Raw genomic sequence first — 18766 nt, 5'->3', positions numbered from 1 at the left:
TTTATCCGTTCACTCGGGTCAGGCTGCGGCGTGCGGCGGCGACCACCGCGTCGGTGGTGATGCCGAACTCGCGATACAGGGTCTTGTAGTCGGCGGAGGCACCGAAGTGTTCGAGCGAGATCGCTTCGCCGGCGTCGCCGAGCAGTCGGTACCAGGAGATTCCCAGCCCGGCTTCCACGGATACGCGGGCCTTCACGGCCGAGGGAATTACCGTGTCGCGGTATGTCTGGTCCTGAGATTCGAACCAGTCCAGGCACGGCATGGACACCACCCGGGTGGGGATGCCGTCGGCCTCGAGGATCTCGCGGGCGGCGACCGCGAGCTGTAGTTCGGAGCCGGTGCCGATGAGCACGACCTCCGGTGCGCCGTTGGATGCCTCGGCGAGAATGTAGCCGCCACGGGAGACCCCTTCGGCGGCCATCTCGCGGGTGCCGTCGAGGACCGGAATGTCTTGGCGGGTCAGGGCGAGGGCGATCGGCCCGGTGGTGTGCTCGAGCGCGGCGCGCCAAGCTTGGGAGGTTTCGTTGGCATCGCCCGGTCGGATAACGGCGACGTTGGGGATGTTACGAAGCGAGGCGAGGTGCTCGATCGGCTGGTGCGTCGGCCCGTCCTCACCGAGCCCGATCGAGTCGTGTGTCCACACGTAGATCGCCGGGGTGTTCATCAGTGCAGCCAACCGCACGGCGGGGCGCATATAGTCACTGAACACCAGGAATGTTCCGCCGTAGGGGCGGGTCGGGCCGTGTAGCGCGATGCCGTTGAGGATCGAACCCATGGCATGCTCTCGGATACCGAAATGTAGGGTGCGGCCGTACGGCTGGGCGTTCCAGTCCTTGGTGGAGATTGCGATTGGGCCGAACGAGTCGGATCCGTCGATCGTGGTGTTGTTGCTTCCAGCGAGATCGGCGGAGCCGCCCCATAATTCCGGCAGGACCGGCCCCAGTGCGTTGAGCGCGGCCCCGGACGCCGTGCGGGTCGCGATTGCCTTCCCGTCGGGGGCGTAGGACGGCAGTACCTCGGCCCATCCTTCAGGGAACTCGGAAGCGTGAAGCCGGCGAAGGAGGGACGTGCGTTCGGGCCCGCGGGCCGACCACGCATCGAAATCGCTCTGCCACTGCTTACGGATCGTGGCGGCGCGCTCGAGCGCCGCCCGGGTGTGCGTCAGCACGGCGGGGTCGACGTCGAAGCTCTTGCTCGGGTCGAAGCCCAGGATCTGCTTGACGGCGGCGACCTCGTCGGCGCCGAGTGCCGAGCCGTGCACCTCTCCGGTGTTCATCTTGGTCGGTGCGGGGTAACCGATGATGGTTCGCAGCAGGATGATCGATGGGCGATCGGCGACCGCCTTCGCAGCCTCGATGGAGGTGAGGATCGCGGAGACGTCTTCGCCGCTGTCGACGACCTGCACGTGCCAGCCGTAGGCCTCGTACCGCGCGGCGACGTCCTCGCCGAGGGCGATGGCGGTGTCGTGCTCGATGGAGATCTTGTTGTCGTCGTAGAAGACGATCAGGTTGCCCAGCTGCTGAACACCCGCGATGGACGAGGCCTCCGACGTAACCCCTTCTTCGATGTCGCCGTCCGAGGCGATCACATAGATGTGATGATCGAACGGACTCTTCCCGAGTGCGGGGTCCGGGTCGAACAGTCCCCGCTCGCGCCGCGCGGCCATGGCCATGCCGACCGCGGAGGCGAGGCCCTGCCCCAGCGGTCCGGTAGTCATCTCCACCCCCCGGGTGTGGCCGACTTCGGGGTGCCCCGGGGTCTTCGAACCCCAGGTGCGCAGCGCCTTCAGATCGTCGAGTTCCAAGCCGTACCCGGCGAGATAGAGCTGGATGTAGAGAGTGACGCTGGAGTGTCCGCAAGAGAGCACGAAGCGGTCGCGGCCGATCCAGTTCGGATCTGCCGGGTCGTGGCGCATGACGCGCTGGAAGAGGGCGTACGCGAGGGGGGCCAGGCTCATGGCCGTCCCGGGGTGGCCGTTGCCGACCTTTTGGACCGCGTCCGCGGCGAGAACACGAATGGTGTCAACGGCCTTGGTGTCCAGTTCGGTCCAGTCGGCGGGATGAACCCGTTGGGTGAGGACGTGGATGTCGTCTGTGATCGACACGGGCAGATATCTCCTATTGGTTCGGAGGCCGGTTGACCTCCTCGATTCGAGACCGGGCAGGGAAGAAATATGGTCGGCATAGCGCAGATGTGGAGATGAGAGCGTCTGCTGGGGGTCGCTTCCGTCCGTGGTCGAGAAATATGGCCCGCGGGCGTAGCGGCCGTGAAAGCGGAGAATATCTATTCAGTTAGCGATTAATATTCCTCATAGTGTCAGCAGTCACACTTCGTGTCAACGGCAACGGTGAGACCCAGGCTCCCTGGCCTGCGGATCCGCGCCGGCATCCGGGCTTCGGTATCAGATCTCCGCGCCCCGTTGGACCGGCTTTTGCTCGAGGGGTCTGCTAAGTCACCGTTCGAAGGTGCAGTAGCGTCGCGGCATGAGCGAGAGTCAGAAGAAGATTGCATTCATCCAGGCCACGTGGCACCGCAACATCGTCGATCGTGCGCGCAAAGGGTTTATCGACGAAATCGGCCGGCTGGGCGTCGGCGAGGATCTTCTGGATTTCTTCGAGGTACCGGGGGCCTTCGAGATTCCCTTGCATGCTCAGCGGCTCGCGCGCAGCGGTCGATACGATGCCGTGGTCGCGGCGGCGCTCGTGGTCGACGGTGGGATCTACCGCCACGAATTCGTGGCCACGGCGGTGATCGACGGACTCATGCGTGTGCAACTCGACACCGATGTGCCGGTGTTCTCGGTTGTGTTGACCCCGCACCATTTTCACGAGCATGACGAGCACGTTTCCTACTTCACCGCGCACTTCGTCAGCAAAGGCTCCGAGGCAGCGCGTGCAGTTTCCGCGACATTGACCTCGCTCCGGGACCTCCCGAGCAACTGAGCGGTAGCGGATGCGGTCGGGCCGGTGTGGGCTGCTGCGGTGTATGGGCTCGCGTGACCGCCTACCCCGGCCGGTGGTGCCGTCCGCACCTCCGGCCGCGCGAGAGCTGGCCTGGTCCGAGACGCCCCTACCGAAGGTGACAGTCACAACAAGGTGGACGGGGGCGATGGCGAGGATCGGGGCCGGATGGTCCGCAACGGCGGCAGGTGCGTACAGTGCCTAGCCGAACGTAGCGCTCTGGGGTCGGTGAAATTCCGAACCGGCGGTGACAGTCCGCGACCCGAACTGTGCAGACGGTGAGGTTGAGCCGGTGAAACTCCGGCACCGACGGTGATGAGACATACGCCTCTCAGTCCGGATGGGAGGAGTGCTTCGGCGGCCATCTCGTGTGTCCGCCTGTCCTCCCATTCCGAAAACCCTGTGGCGCATGGACCGACAGGAACAACGCCATGCAGACAGAACACTTCCAGGGACCAGGAAACGGACTCTCGAGCATCGAGGACGCCCTCGCCGCGCTCCGGCAGGGCCTACCGGTAATCGTCGCCGACGACGAGAACCGCGAGAACGAGGGCGACATCGTCCTTGCCGCCCAACTAGCCACCCAGCGCTGGATCGCCTGGACCGTTCGCCACTCGTCCGGGTTCCTCTGCGCTCCGATGACCAACGAGATCGCCGACCGACTCGACCTGCCACCCATGGTGGAGCAGAACGAGGATCCGCGGGGTACCGCCTACACGGTGACGGTGGATGCCGCTGACCGCGCAGGGACCGGGATCAGCGCCTCGGACCGAGCGCACACCCTGCAGGTGTTGGCCGACCCCGCCTCCACCCCGCAGCGGCTGAACCGGCCGGGGCATATCGTGCCGTTGCGGGCAGTCGAAGGCGGTGTAGGCGAACGTGACGGCCACACCGAGGCGGCAGTGGATCTGCTGCAGCTCGCCGGTCTTCGCCCGGTTGCGGCGATCGCAGAGGTGGTCGCCGATGACGGCGAGATGATGCGGCTGCCGGGGCTGGTCGAGCTCGGCCGGCGTGAAGCGATTCCGGTGGTCACCATCGAGCAGTTGATCGCCTACCTCGACCAGCGGGGCACCTCGACCAGCTGAGCCGACCACCGCGACCTCAGTCCGGCCGCGCGGCGGGGTGGCACCCGCGGGCCCGTTCCTACCGCCGGAAGACGGTGAGAACGGGAGCGGGGTTCGACCCCTCGCCGTCGCTTGCCCTGTCTGTCGGGTACTGGGTCAGCGGGCGCAGAAGCCGCCATCGACGAGCAGGTCGATGCCGGTGACGAAACTCGCGGCGTCCGAGAGCAGGAAGACTGCCGGTCCACCCATCTCTGCGGGTGCGGCGATGCGCCCCATGGGAGTTTCGTCGGCGAAGACCTGCATCTGGTCGACCATCTCGGGGCGGGTGTTCATCGGGGTGGCGGTGTATCCCGGACTGAGGCAGTTCACACGGACGCCACGCTGGGCCCATTCCATTGCCAGGGACGCCGATAGATGTTTGACCGCGGCCTTGGCGCTGTTGTAGTGGCACTGGAGCAGCCCGCGGTTGGCGATGCTGCCCGACATCGATCCCACGTTGACGATGGCCCCGCGACCGTTGTCGAGCATGGCCTGCGCCTCGGCCTGACAGCTGACGAAAACACCAGTGACGTCGACGTCGTAGACGCGCTGCCATTGTTCGACCGACATCGATTCGGCGGGTGCGGCGTTGGCGATCCCGGCGGCGTTGACCGCCAGAGTCAGTGGGCCGAGTTCATTCTGGGTGCGGGCCACTGCCTCGCCCATCTGTGTGGGGGAGGTGACGTCGGCACCGATGAACACCGACTTGCGCCCGTGCGCTTGCACCGCGGCGAGCGTATCCGCCGCGTCTGCCGTGGGTAGGTCGACCACGGCGATGTGGCCCCCGTGCTCGGCGATGGCGATGGCGATCGCCCGCCCGATGCCGCTGGCGGCACCGGTGACCAGAGCAACCTGTCCGTTGAGGTCGAAGCTGTGGGACCCTGCACCGGCGTCCGATTGTGCGTTCATGCGGTTGCCAACTCCATTACTCCGTGTGCTGTCATTGCCTGTCCTTGCAGGATCCCCTGGGATCGTCCGCGAGCGAGCACCATGACCCGGTGCGCGAGGCCGAGGACTTCGTCGAGGTCCGAGCTGACCACGATGACCGCCGTTCCCGCGGCCGTGAGGTCAGCGATGAGGCTGTAGATCGCCGATCGGGCACCGACGTCGATGCCGCGGGTGGGCTCGTCGAGGATTACTACTCGAGGTTTGCGCTCGAGCCACTTGCCGAGCACGACTTTCTGTTGGTTGCCGCCGGACAGCGATGCCACCGGGCTTTCGGGTCGTCCCTTGATCCCGAGACGCTTGGCCACATCGGAGCTCAGAGCCCGGACCGCACCTGGGGAGACCCAACCTTTGCGTTGCAGGGAATCGAGATTCGGTAGCGCGATATTGTCTTCAATGGTTTCGGAGACGATGAGGCCCTGCTGTTTCCGGTCTTCGGGGACCAGCACGATCCCGGTGGAGATTGCCTCGCCCAGCCCGGAGCCGCGCATCGGGACACCGTCGATCGTCACGGTGCCCGATGCATAGGAGTCCGCGCCCGCAATGGCCCGGACCACTTCGGTACGGCCGGCACCGACGATGCCGGCGATTCCGAAGATCTCTCCGGCGTGCACATCGAAGGTGATATCGGCGAACTTCCCTGCGCCGGAGGTCAGTCCCTGCACCGACAGCAATACCCGGTTCGCGGGGGGATTGATATCGGGGAAGAGTCGGTCGACCGGACGGCCCACCATTTCGCGGACGAGCTCGTTCGGTGCGACCTGTCCGCTGGAATGCTCGTTGATCTTGTGGCCGTCGCGCAGCACGACGATGCGGTCGGCGATCTGGGCGATCTCGGCGAGCCGGTGACTGACGTAGATGAACGAGACGCCCTGCGAGCGTAGAGCGCGGATCGTCTCGAACAGCGCATCGGTTTCGTCTTGGCCGAGGGCCGCGGTCGGCTCGTCGAGGATCAGCAAACGCGCCTCGAGTGCGAGTGCTTTCGCGATCTCGACCTGTTGTTGTCCGGCGACGCTGAGATCGCCCACACGCTGATTCATCCGCCCGGCGAACCCGAGCTGGTGGAGATACTTCGCCGCCTCGTCCGCCATCTTCGACTGGGAGATCAGACCGCGGCGGGTCGGCCAGCGGCCGACCATAACGTTCTCGGCGACGGTCAATTCGGGCAGTAGCCGCATCTCCTGATGGATCATGCCGATGCCGTAAGCGATCGCGTCGCCAGGGCTGGTCGGGGCGTAGGGCTGCCCGCGCCACCTCATCGTTCCGGTGGTGGGGGAGGTGAGCCCTGCGATGATGCTCGACAGGGTCGACTTGCCCGCCCCGTTCTCACCGAGAAGCGCGACCACCTCACCGGGGTTGATCGTCAGGTCGACCCCGTCGAGGGCGATTGTGCCGGGGTAGTGCTTGGCAACGCCCTCGACGACGAGCCGTGCCTCGTTTGCTGTGCTCATTGGTCTCTCCGAAGTTTCGGGTTCGCTCACGGGTGCTGCTGGAGGAATTCGGCCGCGTTGTCCCGTGTGGTCAGCAGCCCCTGCTGAAGTTGCTCGGCGGGCACGGGTTGGCCGGCGATGAGTGCCTTCGCCGACTGCACTGCCAGGGCGCCCATGCCGTAGGTCGGTTGGGTGACGGTAGCGGCGAGTCGGCCGTCTCGGACCGCTTCGAGGCCGGCGATATCACCGTCGAACCCGACCACTGTCATGTCGGTGCGGCCTGCGGCCCGTGCAGCTGCCGCGGCGCCGAGAGCGAGGGCGTCGGCGCGACCGAACATCACATTGATCTGGGGGTGGGCCTGGAGCATGTCGGTGGTGATATCGAAGCCTTCGCTCTGCGACCACTGCTGGGACGCCTGCTTGGCCACCTGCTCCATGCCCGGGGCGGAGTCGAGTGCTTCGGTGAAGCCCTCGTCGCGGGCCTGCTCCGGTGTGGTGCCGATCTGCCCCTGCACCACACCGACCTTGCCTTGTCCGCGGGTGATGTCGATTACGTAGTCACCCAAATCCTTTGCTGCGGCGATACTGTCGGTAGCTATGAAGGAATCGGCGGGCGCTCCTTGCGGGTTGCGGTCGACCGCGACGATGGGGATGCCGGCGGCGTGGGCGTCGCGGACCGGAACAGTGGCGGCGGTAGCACCGGCGGGGATGTAGATGATGGCGTCCACTTCCTGGGTGATGAAGTTCTGGATCTGGCTCACCTGAGTGTCCGCGTCACCCTTGGCGTCGGCGACGATCAGCCGGAATCCCTGATCCTCCGCCGAGGTTTCGACTGCCTGCCGGATCATGTTGAAGAAGTCGGCTTGCTGATTGGCGACGGCGAGCCCGATTGTGGGCCGTCCGTCATCGTTTCCGCCGGCCAGTGGGGTACACCCGGCGCAGAAGATCAGTCCGAGGAGCGCGGCGATTGCAGCGAGAACCCTCGCCCGCATGGTGGTCATGACCTCCTCCTGCGCAGCACGTCGGCTCCCACGGCCACGGCGATGACGACGCCGATCACGATCTGCTGAATGAAGGGTGAGACGCCCAGCAGGTTGAGGCCGTTGCGGAGCACACCGATGATCAGAACACCGATCACGGTGCCGGTCACTCGGCCGGCCCCGCCCATCAGGCTGGCGCCGCCGATCACGACGGCGGCGATGACGTCGAGTTCATAGCCGGTGGCCGCGCTCGGCGCGGAGGCGTCGAGGCGAGAGGCGAGGACGATCGCCCCGATGCCGGCCATCACACCTGCGACGACGTAGACCGCGGTGGTGGTGGCGCGGACCTTGATGCCGGCCAGCCGGGCCACCTCGTGGCCGCCGCCGATCGCGTATAGCGCCCGGCCGTTGCGCCGGTATCGGGAGAACGCCCATCCGGCCACGAACAGGATTACCAGGGTTGCGACGGTGACGCTGATGAAGCCGAAGTAGCGTGCGGTGGAGAGTTTGTAGAACCACTCGGGGTAGCCGACGATCTGCTGGCCGTCGGTGATCAGGTTCGCCAGTCCTCGCGCGATCGACATCATTGCGAGGGTGGCGATGAACGGTGGTAATCGGAAGATCGTGACTCCGAGGCCGTTAATCAGGCCGGCCAGGGCGCCGACTGCGATCGCGGCGGCCATCGCGATTGGTAGAGGGAAGCCGCCTTGGTGGGAGAGCCAGCCGAGGACCATCACGGACAGGGCGAGGACCGATCCCACGGACAGGTCGATTCCACCGATGATGATGACGAAGGTGGCGCCGAGCGCCAGGATTCCCAACACGGTGATCTGGTCGATGATGTTGGTGAAGTTCCGGGCGGTCAGGAAGTTGGGCGCGGTCAACGCCAGTGCCACGATCAGCACGATCAGGCCGGCGAACGCGCCACCGGATCCGGAGAATGCTTTTTCGGCGAACCGGCGGACGGGGTTCGGTGCAGCGTCGGCAACTGCCGGTGCTGCGGTTGAGACAGCCATGATGGCCTCCGAGGATTTGGGGAAAGGAGAGGGGAGGGGTCAGTTCATGAACATGCCGCCGTCGATGTTGACGGCCTGTCCGGTGATGTAGGTGGCGGCGTTCGAGGCGAGGAACAACAGCAGGTTCGTGACATCGGACTCGCTGGCCGCCCGGCCGAGTGGGATGTTGGCGATCCACTCCTTCATCAATTGGCCGGGAGCATAGTCGCCGAGGCGGCTGCCCCACTCGCGGTCGTTGTAGTCCCACATATCGGTCTGGACGATTCCGGGACAATAGGCGTTGACCCGGATGTTGTCCTTCGCGAGTTCCTTGGCCAGGGACTGAGTCAGGCCGAGGACGCCGAATTTACTTGCCGCGTAGGCGGGTGTGTAGATGAATCCTTGACGGGCCTGCCCGCTGGCGGCGTTGAGTACCGTTCCGCCTCCCGCCGCGCGCAGCAGTGGTGTGGCTTCCCGGGTGGCGAGAAACATCGCGGTCGTGTTCACCCGAAGGACCCGCTCGAAGTCGGCGGTACTGGTCTTTTCGAGGTCGTTGATGGTGATGATGCCGGCGTTGTTGATCAGGGTGTCGAGTCGACCCCAGAGGTGGCCAATCTCGGTGAACGCAGCGACCATCTGCTGCTCGTCGGTGACATCGGCCTGCGCGGCCTGTGCGTCGAACCCCGCGCTGCACAGTTCTTCGGCCGCTTCCTTGACAAGATCGTCACGATCGATCAGGAAGATCGAGGCGCCGGACTCGGCGAATCCGCGGGTGATGGCGTTGCCGATTCCTCGGGCAGCACCGGTGATCGCGACGCGGCGCCCCGCGAAGTGCCCTCGGTAGAGGGGGGAGGCAACAGCGTTGTGGGACATGGCACTCCTTCGGACCAAGTGTCCCGTGTCGAGTCAGGAGTCGACGACGGTGGGGTGGTGAGACGACAGTCCGGACGGCGCCTGGTTCGGACGGAGGAAGGAGCGGCTGAGCGCGTCGATCCACCGGACTCGCCGTTGCGTTGCGTCCTCCTGGGGGAGGGCGGATTCGAACGTGACTTCTTCGGTATTGGTGATCAATTCCGGCATGCCGGCCGCACGTGCCGCCATTCGCGCGGCGCCGAACGCGGACAGGTCCGTGTTCGCGGCGCGGACGACCCGCCGGCGGCTGATGTCGGACTGGAGCTGCATCAGGAAGTCGTTCTTCGACGGCCCGCCGTCGACCATGATCTGGTCGATGGGCTTGATCGCGACCTGGTCGGCCGCGGTGAGCACGTCCTCGATCTGTAGCACGATGGATTCCAGGGCAGCGCGGGCCAGGTGGGCCCGTGAGGTACCCAGGCACAATCCGGACACGATCGCTTCGGCTTGCTCGTCCCACCAAGGGGCGCCGAGGCCGGCAAATGCGGGCACCAAGTCGACGCCGTCGCTGGTGCGCACCGACTGGGCGAGGCGACTGATGTCTTCGGGGAAACACTCGAGCAGCTTCGCCAACCAGACGATGGTGCCGCCGGCGGAGAGGATGTTGCCCTCGAAGGCGTGCCCGATCTTCTCGTCCTGCCAGGCGATCGTCCGCACCAATCCAGACTCGGGTTCGACCGGGCGGCCGCTGATGCCCATGATCGACGATCCGGTGCCGTAGGTGACCTTCACCGCGCCCGGATGAGTGGCCTCGTGGGCGTACAGCGCAGCGTGTGAATCGCCTAGCACGCCGGCGATGTGGGTGTGCCCGACCGGACCCGCGAGGAACCGCTTCGACGGCACATTCGAGGGGGTGACCTTCGGCAATGCCTGAATCGGAATATTGAACAGTGCCAACAGTTCCCGGTCCCATTCGGCGGTGGCCACATTGAGCAGCTGGGTACGGCTGGCGTTGCCGGTCTCGATGCGGTGCTCACCTGTCAGTGAGAAAAGCAGCCACGCGTCGACGGTGCCCAAGCATATTTCCCCCGCCCGGCTGCGGCGCCGGTCCGGGTCGATCTGGTCGAGGAGCCAGGCGAACTTGAGCGCCGAGAACATCGGGTCGAGAGGCAACCCGGAGAGCTGGCGCACCAGAGCGGTGACCCCGTCCTGGTGTAGCCGCCGTGCATCAGGCAGAGTGCGGCGATCTTGCCAGCCGAGCATCGGGCCCAGGGGCTCACCGGTGCGCCGATCCCAGATCACCGCGGACTCGCGCTGATTGCTGATCGCCAGAACGGGTGGCTCGCCGAGGTCGATGCCGGAGATATCGAAGCAGGTGCGCACGCTCTCGAGCACCGCATTCGCATCCTGCTCGACCCAGCCGGGGCGTGGGTGGCTCTGACCGATGGCCACGGAATGGCGGGAGATCACATGACCGTCCCGATCGACCAGCAGCGCCTTCGTGGCGCTAGTACCCTGGTCGATCGCAAGGACCGCCGGATCATTCCAGGTTTTCATGCTCCCAGTGCTTCCCGTGCAGCTCGAACGATACCTTCCTCGTTCAATCCGAAGTGGTTCAACAGGTACTGGGTGTTGCCGGTGGGGGCGAACTCGTCGATCCCCAGCAACCGCAGCGGAACCCGGGTGTCGGCGGTAGCGAGCTGGCTCAGCGTGGTCGCAACCGCGGAGCCGAGTCCACCGGCCAGGTTGGCCTCTTCTGCGACTACGATTGCCCGGGTTTCGCGGGCGGCGGCGGCGACCGCGTCCGAATCGAACGGGGCGATGTATTCGGCGTCAAGGATTCGCGCTGAGATGCCTTGCGCGTGCAGCTCGGTGGCGGCGTTGACGGCGCGGGAAACCATGGTCCCAGTGGCGATGATGGTGACATCGGTGCCGTTCGTGATCTGGACGAATTTGCCGCGCTCGAGCCGTGTGTTCTCCGTGGTCACGTCGGGGACCTTGAACCGGCCGACCCGGATGTAGGTCGGGCGAGGGTCGGCGACAGCGTTACGGACCGCGAGCTGGGTCATGTGGCGGTCGGCGGGAACGACGATGTCGAGGCCGGGCAGTGCCCGCAGCCAAGACAGGTCCTCGATCGAGTGGTGGGTCGGCCCCAGCTCTCCGTACGCCATGCCCGGGCTCATGCCGCACAAGATCACCTTGTGCTGGGAGTACGCGATATCGGCCTTGATCTGCTCGAGTGCGCGGCCGGTGAGGAACGGGCCCGCGGCGCAAACGAACGGGATGAAACCGGCGCTGGCCAGGCCGGCGCCGACGCCGACCATGTTCTGTTCGGCGATGCCGACGTTTATCAGGCGGTCGGGGAACTCGTCCCGGAACCCGGTGAGGTTGCTCGAACCGACGGAGTCGTTGCAAACCGCCACGATTCGGTCGTTTGTGCGCGCCAGTGCTCGAAGTTCGTCGGCGAACGCGGTGCGGTTGTCGTACTCCGGTGCGGGACTGGTTTGTGCCAGTGTTTCGGTGCTCATGCCAGTTCCTCCAGCGCGTCTGCTACCTGTTGTGGGTTGGGCACCTTGTGGTGCCATTCGGCGCGGTCCTCGATGAACGAGACACCCTTGCCCTTAGTGGTGTTGGCGATGACACCGACCGGCTTGCCTGTTCGGGAGGGTTCGAAGGCCCGCAACAGTTGGGTGTAGTCGTGACCGTCGACAATGCGGACTTCGAGGCCGAAGGCGGCGAGCTTGTCGTCGAACGGATCGAGAGCGTTGGTTTCCTCGGTGCGGGCACCTTGCTGGAGTCGATTGCGATCGACGATCACCGTCAGATTGTCCAGTCCCTGGTGTGCGGCCGACATCAGCGCCTCCCAGTTGCTGCCCTCCTGCATTTCTCCGTCGCCGAGCACGACGTAGACGCGGTATGACTTACCTGCCAGCTTCGCGGCCGCGGCCGCACCGACCGCGAAGGGAAGACCGTGCCCTAGGGGCCCGGTGTTCGTTTCGACACCGGGCACTTTGTTGCGGTTGGGGTGGCCGTTCAGCGCCGAATCGGGCGCCATGAACGTTGACAGCTCACTCCGCTCGAAGTATCCGGTCTCGGCGAGCGTCGAGTACAGGGCCACTGCACAGTGGCCCTTGCTGAGGACCATGCGGTCCCGCTCAGCCCATTCCGGGTTCTGCGGATCGAGATGCAGAACGCCCCCGTAGAGGGTGGTGAGAATGTCGGTCACCGACAGGTCGCCACCGATATGTCCTTGGCCCGCAGCGGAGATCGTCTCCACAACATCGCGACGGGTGGCACGGGCCCGCTCGGCGAGCAGTGATGACTTCTCCGTGCCGTCGGCGGCCTCGAACTCCTTGCGGAATTGCCGCCACGATTGCGATTGACCGGGGTCGCTCCCCAACATCTTTGACATTGCATATCCATTCAGTAGTCAGTGGATATTCATATTGTGGCAGCCATCACAAGCAAATGTCAACGTGGTTGGCGGTAGGGGGGCGTCCGTCATCCAAAGGAAGGAGGCTCGACGCATAGACCGCGGGTGGTCGTGCGCCTTGCGGGGTATGGACATTCGAGGTAAGCGTCCTGTTGGTGCTCCTGGACGAACCGGGGGCAAAGTAGGCGTCGGCTGAACAAGGTCGAGCAGCCTCGCCGAAGTGGACCGTCTCGGTGCGGCAATGACCTCGACGAGCCCAGTGGAGGACAGTGTGGGGCGATCGCAGGCCCGTTCGCCCAGGTAGGCAACCGGCGGAGGGAGGGTGATCGACGTTGTGGAGTCGTCGTCCGTGTAGAGCTGGGGCACTCAGTGTGCTTGCGACTCGCAGGGTGGAACTCGGTGCCGGGGATGCAGCGTCAGTTGCTCAGGACCAAACTTGTTTATGGTCGGGGAGATCCTGCTAGGCGGCGGCATTTCCGGATCGACTCCCGCAGTGGAACAGCGTGGGAGGGTGATGAATTGGAGCACTCGACGGATGGTCACTCACGAGCGGTCATCTTGCTGGGGCGCGGCGGCAGTTCGGGTTGGCGATTTCGGGGCAATGTAGGTGCAGAGGATGCGGATTACGGGCCTGCCGAGATTTACGGACTTCAAGGCCCTGTGTGGCGTCGGTCGTCCGTGACTGCCCGGCGGCAAATTGAGGGGGGCGCACGCCTGATTTCCGGAGGCTCGCCACGTGGCGGTCAGGACCCGACGAGCTCGGTCGCCGCGACCGTGTCGGTCACGAGTACGTTGATCCATCCGCCAAGGAGCGCCCCCCGCAGCGCGGCTAGCTTGCGAAGGCCGCCGGCGACTCCGATCCGTCGAGGGATCACCCGCAGTTGGTCCGGTTCGATCCCCATCACCCGATCATTGAGGGCGGTTTCGACGAGCGTCCCGGCTTCGTCGAAGAAGCGAAGGCACACGTCCCCGACGGCCCCTGCCGTCCGCAGCATCTCCTGATCGAATTCGGCAATCGCGTTGCCACTCTCGCGCAGCAGCGGCGAGGGTTCCAGTGTCCCGATGCCGACCAGCGCCGTCGTGAGCTGTGCCCACTGGTCGCTCACCTGTTGCACTGTCGAGTCGGCCATCAAACTCTTCCGGGCTTCGGAGCTGCCGAGAAGCCCAGGTGCGGGTAGGAAGATCGGCGCGGCGCCCGTTACTGATGCGAATGTGGTGATCAGCCGGTTCGCCTCGAGCTGAACTCTCGGATCGCCGACACCGCCGACCAGCTGCACAACCTCGGAAACGACGGGTGAGTTCGAGGGGCGCATCGCCTGGACTGCAGCGAGGAGGTTCGAACTCCATGAAGAGATGCCCACAAACTCATCTCCCATCAGCGTCGATTCCAGATATATCGCGGTTGCCGCTCCGAGGTTCTGTACGAGATCCCGTTCATCGCTCGTGCTGTCCACGACCACTGCCTCGAGGAGGCCAAAGCGAGCTTCTAGGCGGTCTTCGAGGTCGGTATGTACCCCTGCTGGTGAATTGACCACTGTCTTGACGATTCCGGTCTCCAGTGACCGCTTGAGCAGACGCGACACTCGAGGCTGCGAAATGTGCAGTTCCTCGGCGATTTGTGACTGCTTGAGGTTCCGCTCGTGATACATCCGTGCAACCTTGACCATGAGTCGAGTCTGTTCGTCCGTCGGTGTGAGACGCCGCGCGCCGCGCACTCCGCCTGTGGCCATGTCCCCTCCTCCGCACTCGCATCACGAAACCGACCTGACTATACATGCAACCAGCCGCTTTTCTGAATATATATTCACCTGTGGAGGAGGGTGCGATGGCTTCTCGCTCGACTTCTCGGAGTGCAGCACCTCGGCGGTTCGAGCAGGTCGTGAACCGGTGCTCAGGGTTGGTGCGGCCGCCGCCGCTGCATCGCCCTGGCAATTGTCGTTCGTCATCATGACCGGCGGCATCGACCTCGCGGTGGTGCTGCTCGCCTTCGGCCGCCACACCTACCTGGGACTGACCACCTGGACCTGGCGGATGTTCCTCGCCTTCGGCGTCGGCGCCTTCGCACTCAAATACTCGGCATGGGCCCGCCGGGTGCTCGCGATCGGCGGCAACGAAGAATCCGCCCACCTGCTCGGCGTCCGGACCACCGGAACCATGATCTCCGTCTACGTGCTCTCCGGCCTCGCCGCGGGCTCGGCGGGGTCGTGCTCGCCAGCCAAACCGGGTCGATCAGCACCGACACCGGCAAGGGCTGGGAACTGATCACCATCGCGGCGTGGTCGTCGGAGGCCCCTGCTGACCGGCGGAATCGGCTCGGCCCTGGGCACCCTGGTCGGCCTGTTGCTGATGCAGCTGATCTTCAACATCATCGTGTTCGAGAACGGCCGCGGCACCATCTCGATCAGCTCCTACGGGGAGTCCGTCATCCGCGGGGGATTCCTGCTGATCGTGGTGCTCGTGCAGGCTAAGGTGGCCAAGAGGAGACGACGATGACCGAACCGGCACGCATCGACCGGAGCGAGGACGGGGGGCGGGGCACCCTGCTCGCGCGGGCCGACGACCTCCTGCACCGACCGACCCACACCGTCCTCGGGAGCGCCGGAGCCCCCGGCGCCGGCACGTCGACAATCAGCGAATGGCTGGTCACCACCCTCGCCGCCCGCTATCCCGGTGAGGTCGCCGTCCTGCCCCTCGACGCCTACCACCTGGAGCAGACGGTGATCATGCGCCGCGGCGCCGCCCACCGCAAGGGGCGCCGGACACCTACGACGCGCTGTCCGACGGTTTCGCCGTCGGGGCCGAAGAAGGTGGCCGACCCGGTGTGGTGGCATCGGGCGGGTAGTTGCCAGTCCCGTAATTCGGTGACGGCGGTGAGGCTGACTTGCTGCCGCGAGAGGTTCTCCTCCAGGGGTGGTCCGCAGTCGGCCGGCGGGGTGGGTGCGCCACGCTCCCCACCCCGCCGGCCGACGAAGGGTCAGCGAGACCGGTTATGCGGGGATGGGGGTGCCCCGATGGGTTTCGCTGAGTTTGGACGGGCGCGCCGACTGCCCGGATCCCGGGTCCTTGTGGAAGGCACCGTTTTTCATGATGCCGACGATGTTGGACTGGTCCTGCAGGATGGTGATGTCCTCGAGCGGGTCACCGTCGATGAGGATAATGTCCGCGTAGAACCCGGCCTTGACCTGCCCGAGGTCGTCGGGCATCCGCATGATCTGCCCACCGAGGGCGGTCGCCGCGAGCAGCGTGTCCTTCGGGGAGAAGTCGAGCAGTTCGACGAAATGCTGCAGGTCGCGGGCGTAGGTGCCGTGCGGGGTCCACGCGAAGCCGTAGTCGCCGCCGGGCAGCACCCGGATGCCGCGTGCCTTCATCTTCTTCAATGCGTCAATGGCGCAGTCGAGTTCGTGCTGGTATCCGGCGGCCTCCGCGGCCTCGGGTGGATACCCGAACGCTTCGGCGTCGTGCAGGGTGGCGACCAGCCAGTTCAGGCCGGGGGCGACGAAGATGCGGTCCTTCTGCTCTTCGAGCATGTCCAGACCTTCCTCGTCGGTGAAGGAGGCGTGGTAGATGATGTCGACGCCGTTGCGCAGCGACATCTTCACGCTCTCCCCGGACCGCGCGTGCGAGCAGACTCGCAGTCCGCGGCGGTGTGCCTCGGTGACCGCGGCGAGGGTTTCCTCGTCCGAGAAGTAGTTGTCCTCGGCGTGCTGGTTTCCGGTGATCTCCTCACCGGACATGCTCAGCTTCACCAGGTCCGCACCCAGGTCGACGTTTCGCCGGACCGCCTTGCGCATCTCCTCGGGACCGTCGGCGAAGGCCGTGATGCCCTTGACCAGCGCGCCACCGGTGACCGCGATCTCCTGACAGTTCGCCAGATAACGGGGTCCGGGGATCTGGCCGGCGTTGATGGCGTTGCGGATGACCACATCGAGTCGCGGCTTGGCGGCGGCGGCACCGACGCACATGGTGTAGCCCGAATCGATGTAGGTCTGCGCCGACCGGGCACACAGCAGGGTGTGCTCTTCGACGCCCATCGTCCCGAGACCGGGCAGGTCGGCGGAGTTGACCCAGGAGAAGTGTGTGTGAGCATCACACAGACCCGACATCAGGAACTTGCCCTGGCCGTCGATGACCCTCGCGCCCTCGCGAGGCAGATCTCCCGTGCCCTTACGGACCTCGGCAATGCGTTCGCCTTCGACCAGTACTTCACCCTCATACGGGTCGGAACCGGTGTAGTGGATCCGAACGTTGGTGAACAGGATGGACTGATCGGGGGTGTTGGCTGACGTCATTGTCGCCACTCCTTTCTTCGGAGGAGCTCAGGGCTTGTTCAGGAATTCCTGGAGCCGGTTGGTGACAGCATTGGGATCTTCGAGGGAGTGCCAGTGGCCCACCCCGTCGAGCACGTGCTTCTGGGCGTTGGGGTAGATCGACAGCAGTTCGTCATTGACCGCGACCGGGCTGACCTTGTCCTCATCGCCGGTGAGCAGCAGGACCGGGACGTCGATCGACGCGAAGTCCGGTTCGACGGCGGCGGCGAGGGCCTCGCAGGCACTTGCGTAGCCCTGCGGGTTCTGACCGAGCAGCAGTTCGCGGACCAGTGCCACCGCCGACGGTCGGGCGCTGTGGGTTTCGCGCGACAGCGCTGCTCCGACGATGGTGTCGGCGACGGCGGACATGCCGGCCTCTCGGACGGTGCGGGCGCGAGCCCTGGTGGCGGTCTTGGCAGCCTCCGGCTGAGCGCGGACCGCGCCGAGGAGCGCGACCTTGCTGACACGCTGCGGGTACTTCGCGGCGAAGGTGTTGGCGACGAGGGTACCCATCGAATGCGCGACCAGAGCGGTCTGCTCGATGCCCTCGGCGTCGAGCAGGCGGCGCAACTCTTCGACCCAGTTGTCGATGCTCGCTGGCCCGGCGAACGGGGAGCGGCCGTGACCGGACAGGTCGTAGCGCACCACGGTGTGGGTTTCGGCGAGCGTCGCGATCTGCGGCTCGTACACGGTGGTGGCGCCGCCGAGGCCGTGGATCAGCACGACCGCCGGTCCGCTGCCGGTCTTCTCGACGAACAGCTCGCTGGTCCCGACCGGGGTGAGGTGGTCCACCGGGGCCGGGATGCCGATGCTGTTGCGCAGCTCGCCGAGGCCGGGGGCGGAGACGATCACCTCGTCACCCTCGACCAGGTACTTCGGCGGGTCGAATCCGATGCCGACGCCGACCGGGGTTCCGGTGGCGATCACGTCACCCGGCTCGAGGGTGATGCCCGCCGAGAGCGTCTCGATGATGGTCGGCACATCGAAGATCAGCTGGGCGGTGTTGGTGTCCTGCCGCAGTTCGCCGTTGACGCGGGTCTGCAGCTGCACGTCGTTGATGTCGATCTCGTCCGCGGTGACGGCCCAGGGACCGAGCGGGCAGAACGTGTCGAGGGACTTGCCGATGAACCACTGCTTGTGGTCACGCTGCAGGTCGCGGGCGGTGACGTCGTTGATGAGCGTGTAGCCCCACACGTAGTCCATCGCGGCGTCGCGGCTGACCTTGGAGGCGCGCCGGCCGATGATGATGCCGATCTCGCCCTCGTAGTCCAGGGCCGAGGTTATGTCGGTGTGCGGGTCGACCGGGTCGCCGGAGGCGACGACCGTGGCGGCGGGCTTGGTGAAGACCACCGGGTACTGCGGCACGTGCTGGCCGTCGGCGGAGCCGGTCGCGTCGAACCCGCTCTTGGCGAACTCGGCGGCGTGCTCGGAGTAGTTCCGGCCGACGCAGAAGACGTTGCGGTGCGGGGTGATGGGAGCGAGGAGCTTGCCACCCTCGGCGGGAGAGGTGGTCGTCAACCGGCCCAGTGCGGCCTGGCCGCCGGCGATGATCTCCTGCAGCTCGCGCACCGGGGCGCCGGTATCCCCGAACTGCACGGGCAGCGCAGCTCCGTTCGCGTCCACAGCGCAGACGACCGCGCCGTTCCTACCTTGAATCCGCGCGAAGCGCATGAGACCTCCTGTAAAACCAATGTGAACCAAACCGGATTACGGTTCGTATTGGTTACGATAGGTCGGGAGCCGTGTGATCGTCAACACTGG

15 protein-coding genes, 1 pseudogene and 1 riboswitch are annotated in these 18766 nt (G+C 65.6%); of the genes and pseudogenes, 4 read left to right on the top strand and 12 right to left on the bottom strand.

The window, feature by feature from the left end:
- Position 1: 1 nt before the first annotated feature.
- Entirely contained in the window at positions 2-2104 is a 2103-nt protein-coding gene (gene tkt / locus CA951_RS37975; RefSeq protein ID WP_087561770.1) for a transketolase, read from the bottom strand.
- Between the two features lie 379 nt (positions 2105-2483).
- Between tkt and CA951_RS37970 the strand changes: the two genes are divergently transcribed.
- Both CA951_RS37970 and ribB read left to right on the top strand, forming a co-directional pair.
- Positions 2484-2942 (top strand): 6,7-dimethyl-8-ribityllumazine synthase, encoded by a 459-nt coding sequence (locus CA951_RS37970; protein WP_087561769.1) that lies wholly within the window; start codon positions 2484-2486, stop codon positions 2940-2942.
- A 229-nt stretch (positions 2943-3171) separates the two neighbouring features.
- Positions 3172-3316, top strand: a riboswitch (FMN riboswitch).
- 75 nt (positions 3317-3391) lie between these two features.
- A pseudogene (gene ribB / locus CA951_RS37965) lies at positions 3392-4015 on the top strand (3,4-dihydroxy-2-butanone-4-phosphate synthase); the annotation flags it as partial.
- A 165-nt stretch (positions 4016-4180) separates the two neighbouring features.
- Here the strand turns inward: ribB and CA951_RS37960 are convergent.
- The 9 genes from CA951_RS37960 to CA951_RS37920 all read right to left on the bottom strand — a co-directional run bounded on the left by CA951_RS37960 (position 4181) and on the right by CA951_RS37920 (position 14428).
- Complete coding sequence (locus CA951_RS37960; protein ID WP_087561767.1) at positions 4181-4972, bottom strand: SDR family oxidoreductase; 792 nt, start codon at positions 4970-4972, stop codon at positions 4181-4183.
- Complete coding sequence (locus CA951_RS37955; RefSeq protein ID WP_087561766.1) at positions 4969-6459, bottom strand: sugar ABC transporter ATP-binding protein; 1491 nt, start codon at positions 6457-6459, stop codon at positions 4969-4971. The genes CA951_RS37960 and CA951_RS37955 overlap by 4 nt, the downstream gene beginning before the upstream one ends.
- A 26-nt stretch (positions 6460-6485) precedes the next feature.
- Positions 6486-7439, bottom strand: a complete 954-nt coding sequence (locus tag CA951_RS37950; protein ID WP_087561765.1) for a substrate-binding domain-containing protein — start codon at positions 7437-7439, stop codon at positions 6486-6488.
- The gene (locus CA951_RS37945) at positions 7436-8434 is read right to left on the bottom strand and encodes an ABC transporter permease (RefSeq protein WP_087561764.1); all 999 of its coding nucleotides are present in this window, start codon (positions 8432-8434) and stop codon (positions 7436-7438) included. Before CA951_RS37945 ends, CA951_RS37950 begins: the two co-directional genes overlap by 4 nt.
- Before the next feature lie 39 nt (positions 8435-8473).
- A complete protein-coding gene (locus CA951_RS37940) occupies positions 8474-9286 on the bottom strand; it encodes an SDR family NAD(P)-dependent oxidoreductase (RefSeq protein ID WP_087561763.1) in 813 nt (270 codons plus the stop codon).
- A 33-nt stretch (positions 9287-9319) separates the two neighbouring features.
- Positions 9320-10822: an FGGY family carbohydrate kinase gene (locus tag CA951_RS37935; RefSeq protein ID WP_087561762.1), complete on the bottom strand. Its 1503-nt coding sequence runs from the start codon at positions 10820-10822 to the stop codon at positions 9320-9322.
- On the bottom strand, positions 10819-11793 hold the full coding sequence (locus CA951_RS37930; RefSeq protein WP_087561761.1) for a transketolase family protein: 975 nt from the start codon (positions 11791-11793) through the stop codon (positions 10819-10821). The genes CA951_RS37935 and CA951_RS37930 overlap by 4 nt, the downstream gene beginning before the upstream one ends.
- Positions 11790-12677 carry a transketolase gene (locus CA951_RS37925; RefSeq protein WP_218780560.1) on the bottom strand — a complete coding sequence of 296 codons (888 nt, stop codon included), beginning with the start codon at positions 12675-12677 and terminating at the stop codon, positions 11790-11792. The genes CA951_RS37930 and CA951_RS37925 overlap by 4 nt, the downstream gene beginning before the upstream one ends.
- 764 nt (positions 12678-13441) lie before the next feature.
- Entirely contained in the window at positions 13442-14428 is a 987-nt protein-coding gene (locus CA951_RS37920; RefSeq protein WP_087561760.1) for a sugar-binding transcriptional regulator, read from the bottom strand.
- 157 nt (positions 14429-14585) lie between these two features.
- On the opposite strand from CA951_RS37920, the gene CA951_RS43685 reads away from it, so the two are divergent.
- Together CA951_RS43685 and CA951_RS43680 are read left to right on the top strand one after the other, a co-directional pair.
- Positions 14586-14960 carry an ABC transporter permease gene (locus CA951_RS43685; protein ID WP_179220464.1) on the top strand — a complete coding sequence of 125 codons (375 nt, stop codon included), beginning with the start codon at positions 14586-14588 and terminating at the stop codon, positions 14958-14960.
- A gap of 84 nt (positions 14961-15044) precedes the next feature.
- A complete protein-coding gene (locus CA951_RS43680; RefSeq protein ID WP_179220463.1) occupies positions 15045-15191 on the top strand; it encodes a hypothetical protein in 147 nt (48 codons plus the stop codon).
- Positions 15192-15685: 494 nt separating this feature from the next.
- Here the strand turns inward: CA951_RS43680 and CA951_RS37910 are convergent, their stop codons facing one another.
- Both CA951_RS37910 and CA951_RS37905 read right to left on the bottom strand, forming a co-directional pair.
- Positions 15686-16987, bottom strand: a complete 1302-nt coding sequence (locus CA951_RS37910; RefSeq protein ID WP_087561759.1) for an amidohydrolase family protein — start codon at positions 16985-16987, stop codon at positions 15686-15688.
- Positions 16988-17014: 27 nt separating this feature from the next.
- Positions 17015-18676 carry an alpha/beta fold hydrolase gene (locus CA951_RS37905; protein WP_087561758.1) on the bottom strand — a complete coding sequence of 554 codons (1662 nt, stop codon included), beginning with the start codon at positions 18674-18676 and terminating at the stop codon, positions 17015-17017.
- Positions 18677-18766 lie beyond the last annotated feature (90 nt).

Origin of the sequence: Rhodococcus sp. NCIMB 12038, from assembly GCF_002165735.1 — a bacterium.
Taxonomy (GTDB): Bacteria; Actinomycetota; Actinomycetes; order Mycobacteriales; family Mycobacteriaceae; genus Rhodococcus_F.
This window is presented reverse-complemented; position numbering and strand designations above follow the sequence as displayed.

Coding starts and splice junctions, on each gene's coding strand:
- CA951_RS37935 (WP_087561762.1), bottom strand. CDS start 10,822: ATGAAAACCTGGAATGATCCGGCGGTCCTTGCGATCGACCAGGGTACT.
- CA951_RS37905 (WP_087561758.1), bottom strand. CDS start 18,676: ATGCGCTTCGCGCGGATTCAAGGTAGGAACGGCGCGGTCGTCTGCGCT.
- CA951_RS37950 (WP_087561765.1), bottom strand. CDS start 7,439: ATGACCACCATGCGGGCGAGGGTTCTCGCTGCAATCGCCGCGCTCCTC.
- CA951_RS37930 (WP_087561761.1), bottom strand. CDS start 11,793: ATGAGCACCGAAACACTGGCACAAACCAGTCCCGCACCGGAGTACGAC.
- CA951_RS37970 (WP_087561769.1), top strand. CDS start 2,484: ATGAGCGAGAGTCAGAAGAAGATTGCATTCATCCAGGCCACGTGGCAC.
- CA951_RS37945 (WP_087561764.1), bottom strand. CDS start 8,434: ATGGCTGTCTCAACCGCAGCACCGGCAGTTGCCGACGCTGCACCGAAC.
- CA951_RS37940 (WP_087561763.1), bottom strand. CDS start 9,286: ATGTCCCACAACGCTGTTGCCTCCCCCCTCTACCGAGGGCACTTCGCG.
- CA951_RS37955 (WP_087561766.1), bottom strand. CDS start 6,459: ATGAGCACAGCAAACGAGGCACGGCTCGTCGTCGAGGGCGTTGCCAAG.
- CA951_RS37920 (WP_087561760.1), bottom strand. CDS start 14,428: ATGGCCACAGGCGGAGTGCGCGGCGCGCGGCGTCTCACACCGACGGAC.
- CA951_RS37925 (WP_218780560.1), bottom strand. CDS start 12,677: ATGTCAAAGATGTTGGGGAGCGACCCCGGTCAATCGCAATCGTGGCGG.
- CA951_RS37960 (WP_087561767.1), bottom strand. CDS start 4,972: ATGAACGCACAATCGGACGCCGGTGCAGGGTCCCACAGCTTCGACCTC.
- CA951_RS43680 (WP_179220463.1), top strand. CDS start 15,045: ATGCAGCTGATCTTCAACATCATCGTGTTCGAGAACGGCCGCGGCACC.
- CA951_RS37910 (WP_087561759.1), bottom strand. CDS start 16,987: ATGACGTCAGCCAACACCCCCGATCAGTCCATCCTGTTCACCAACGTT.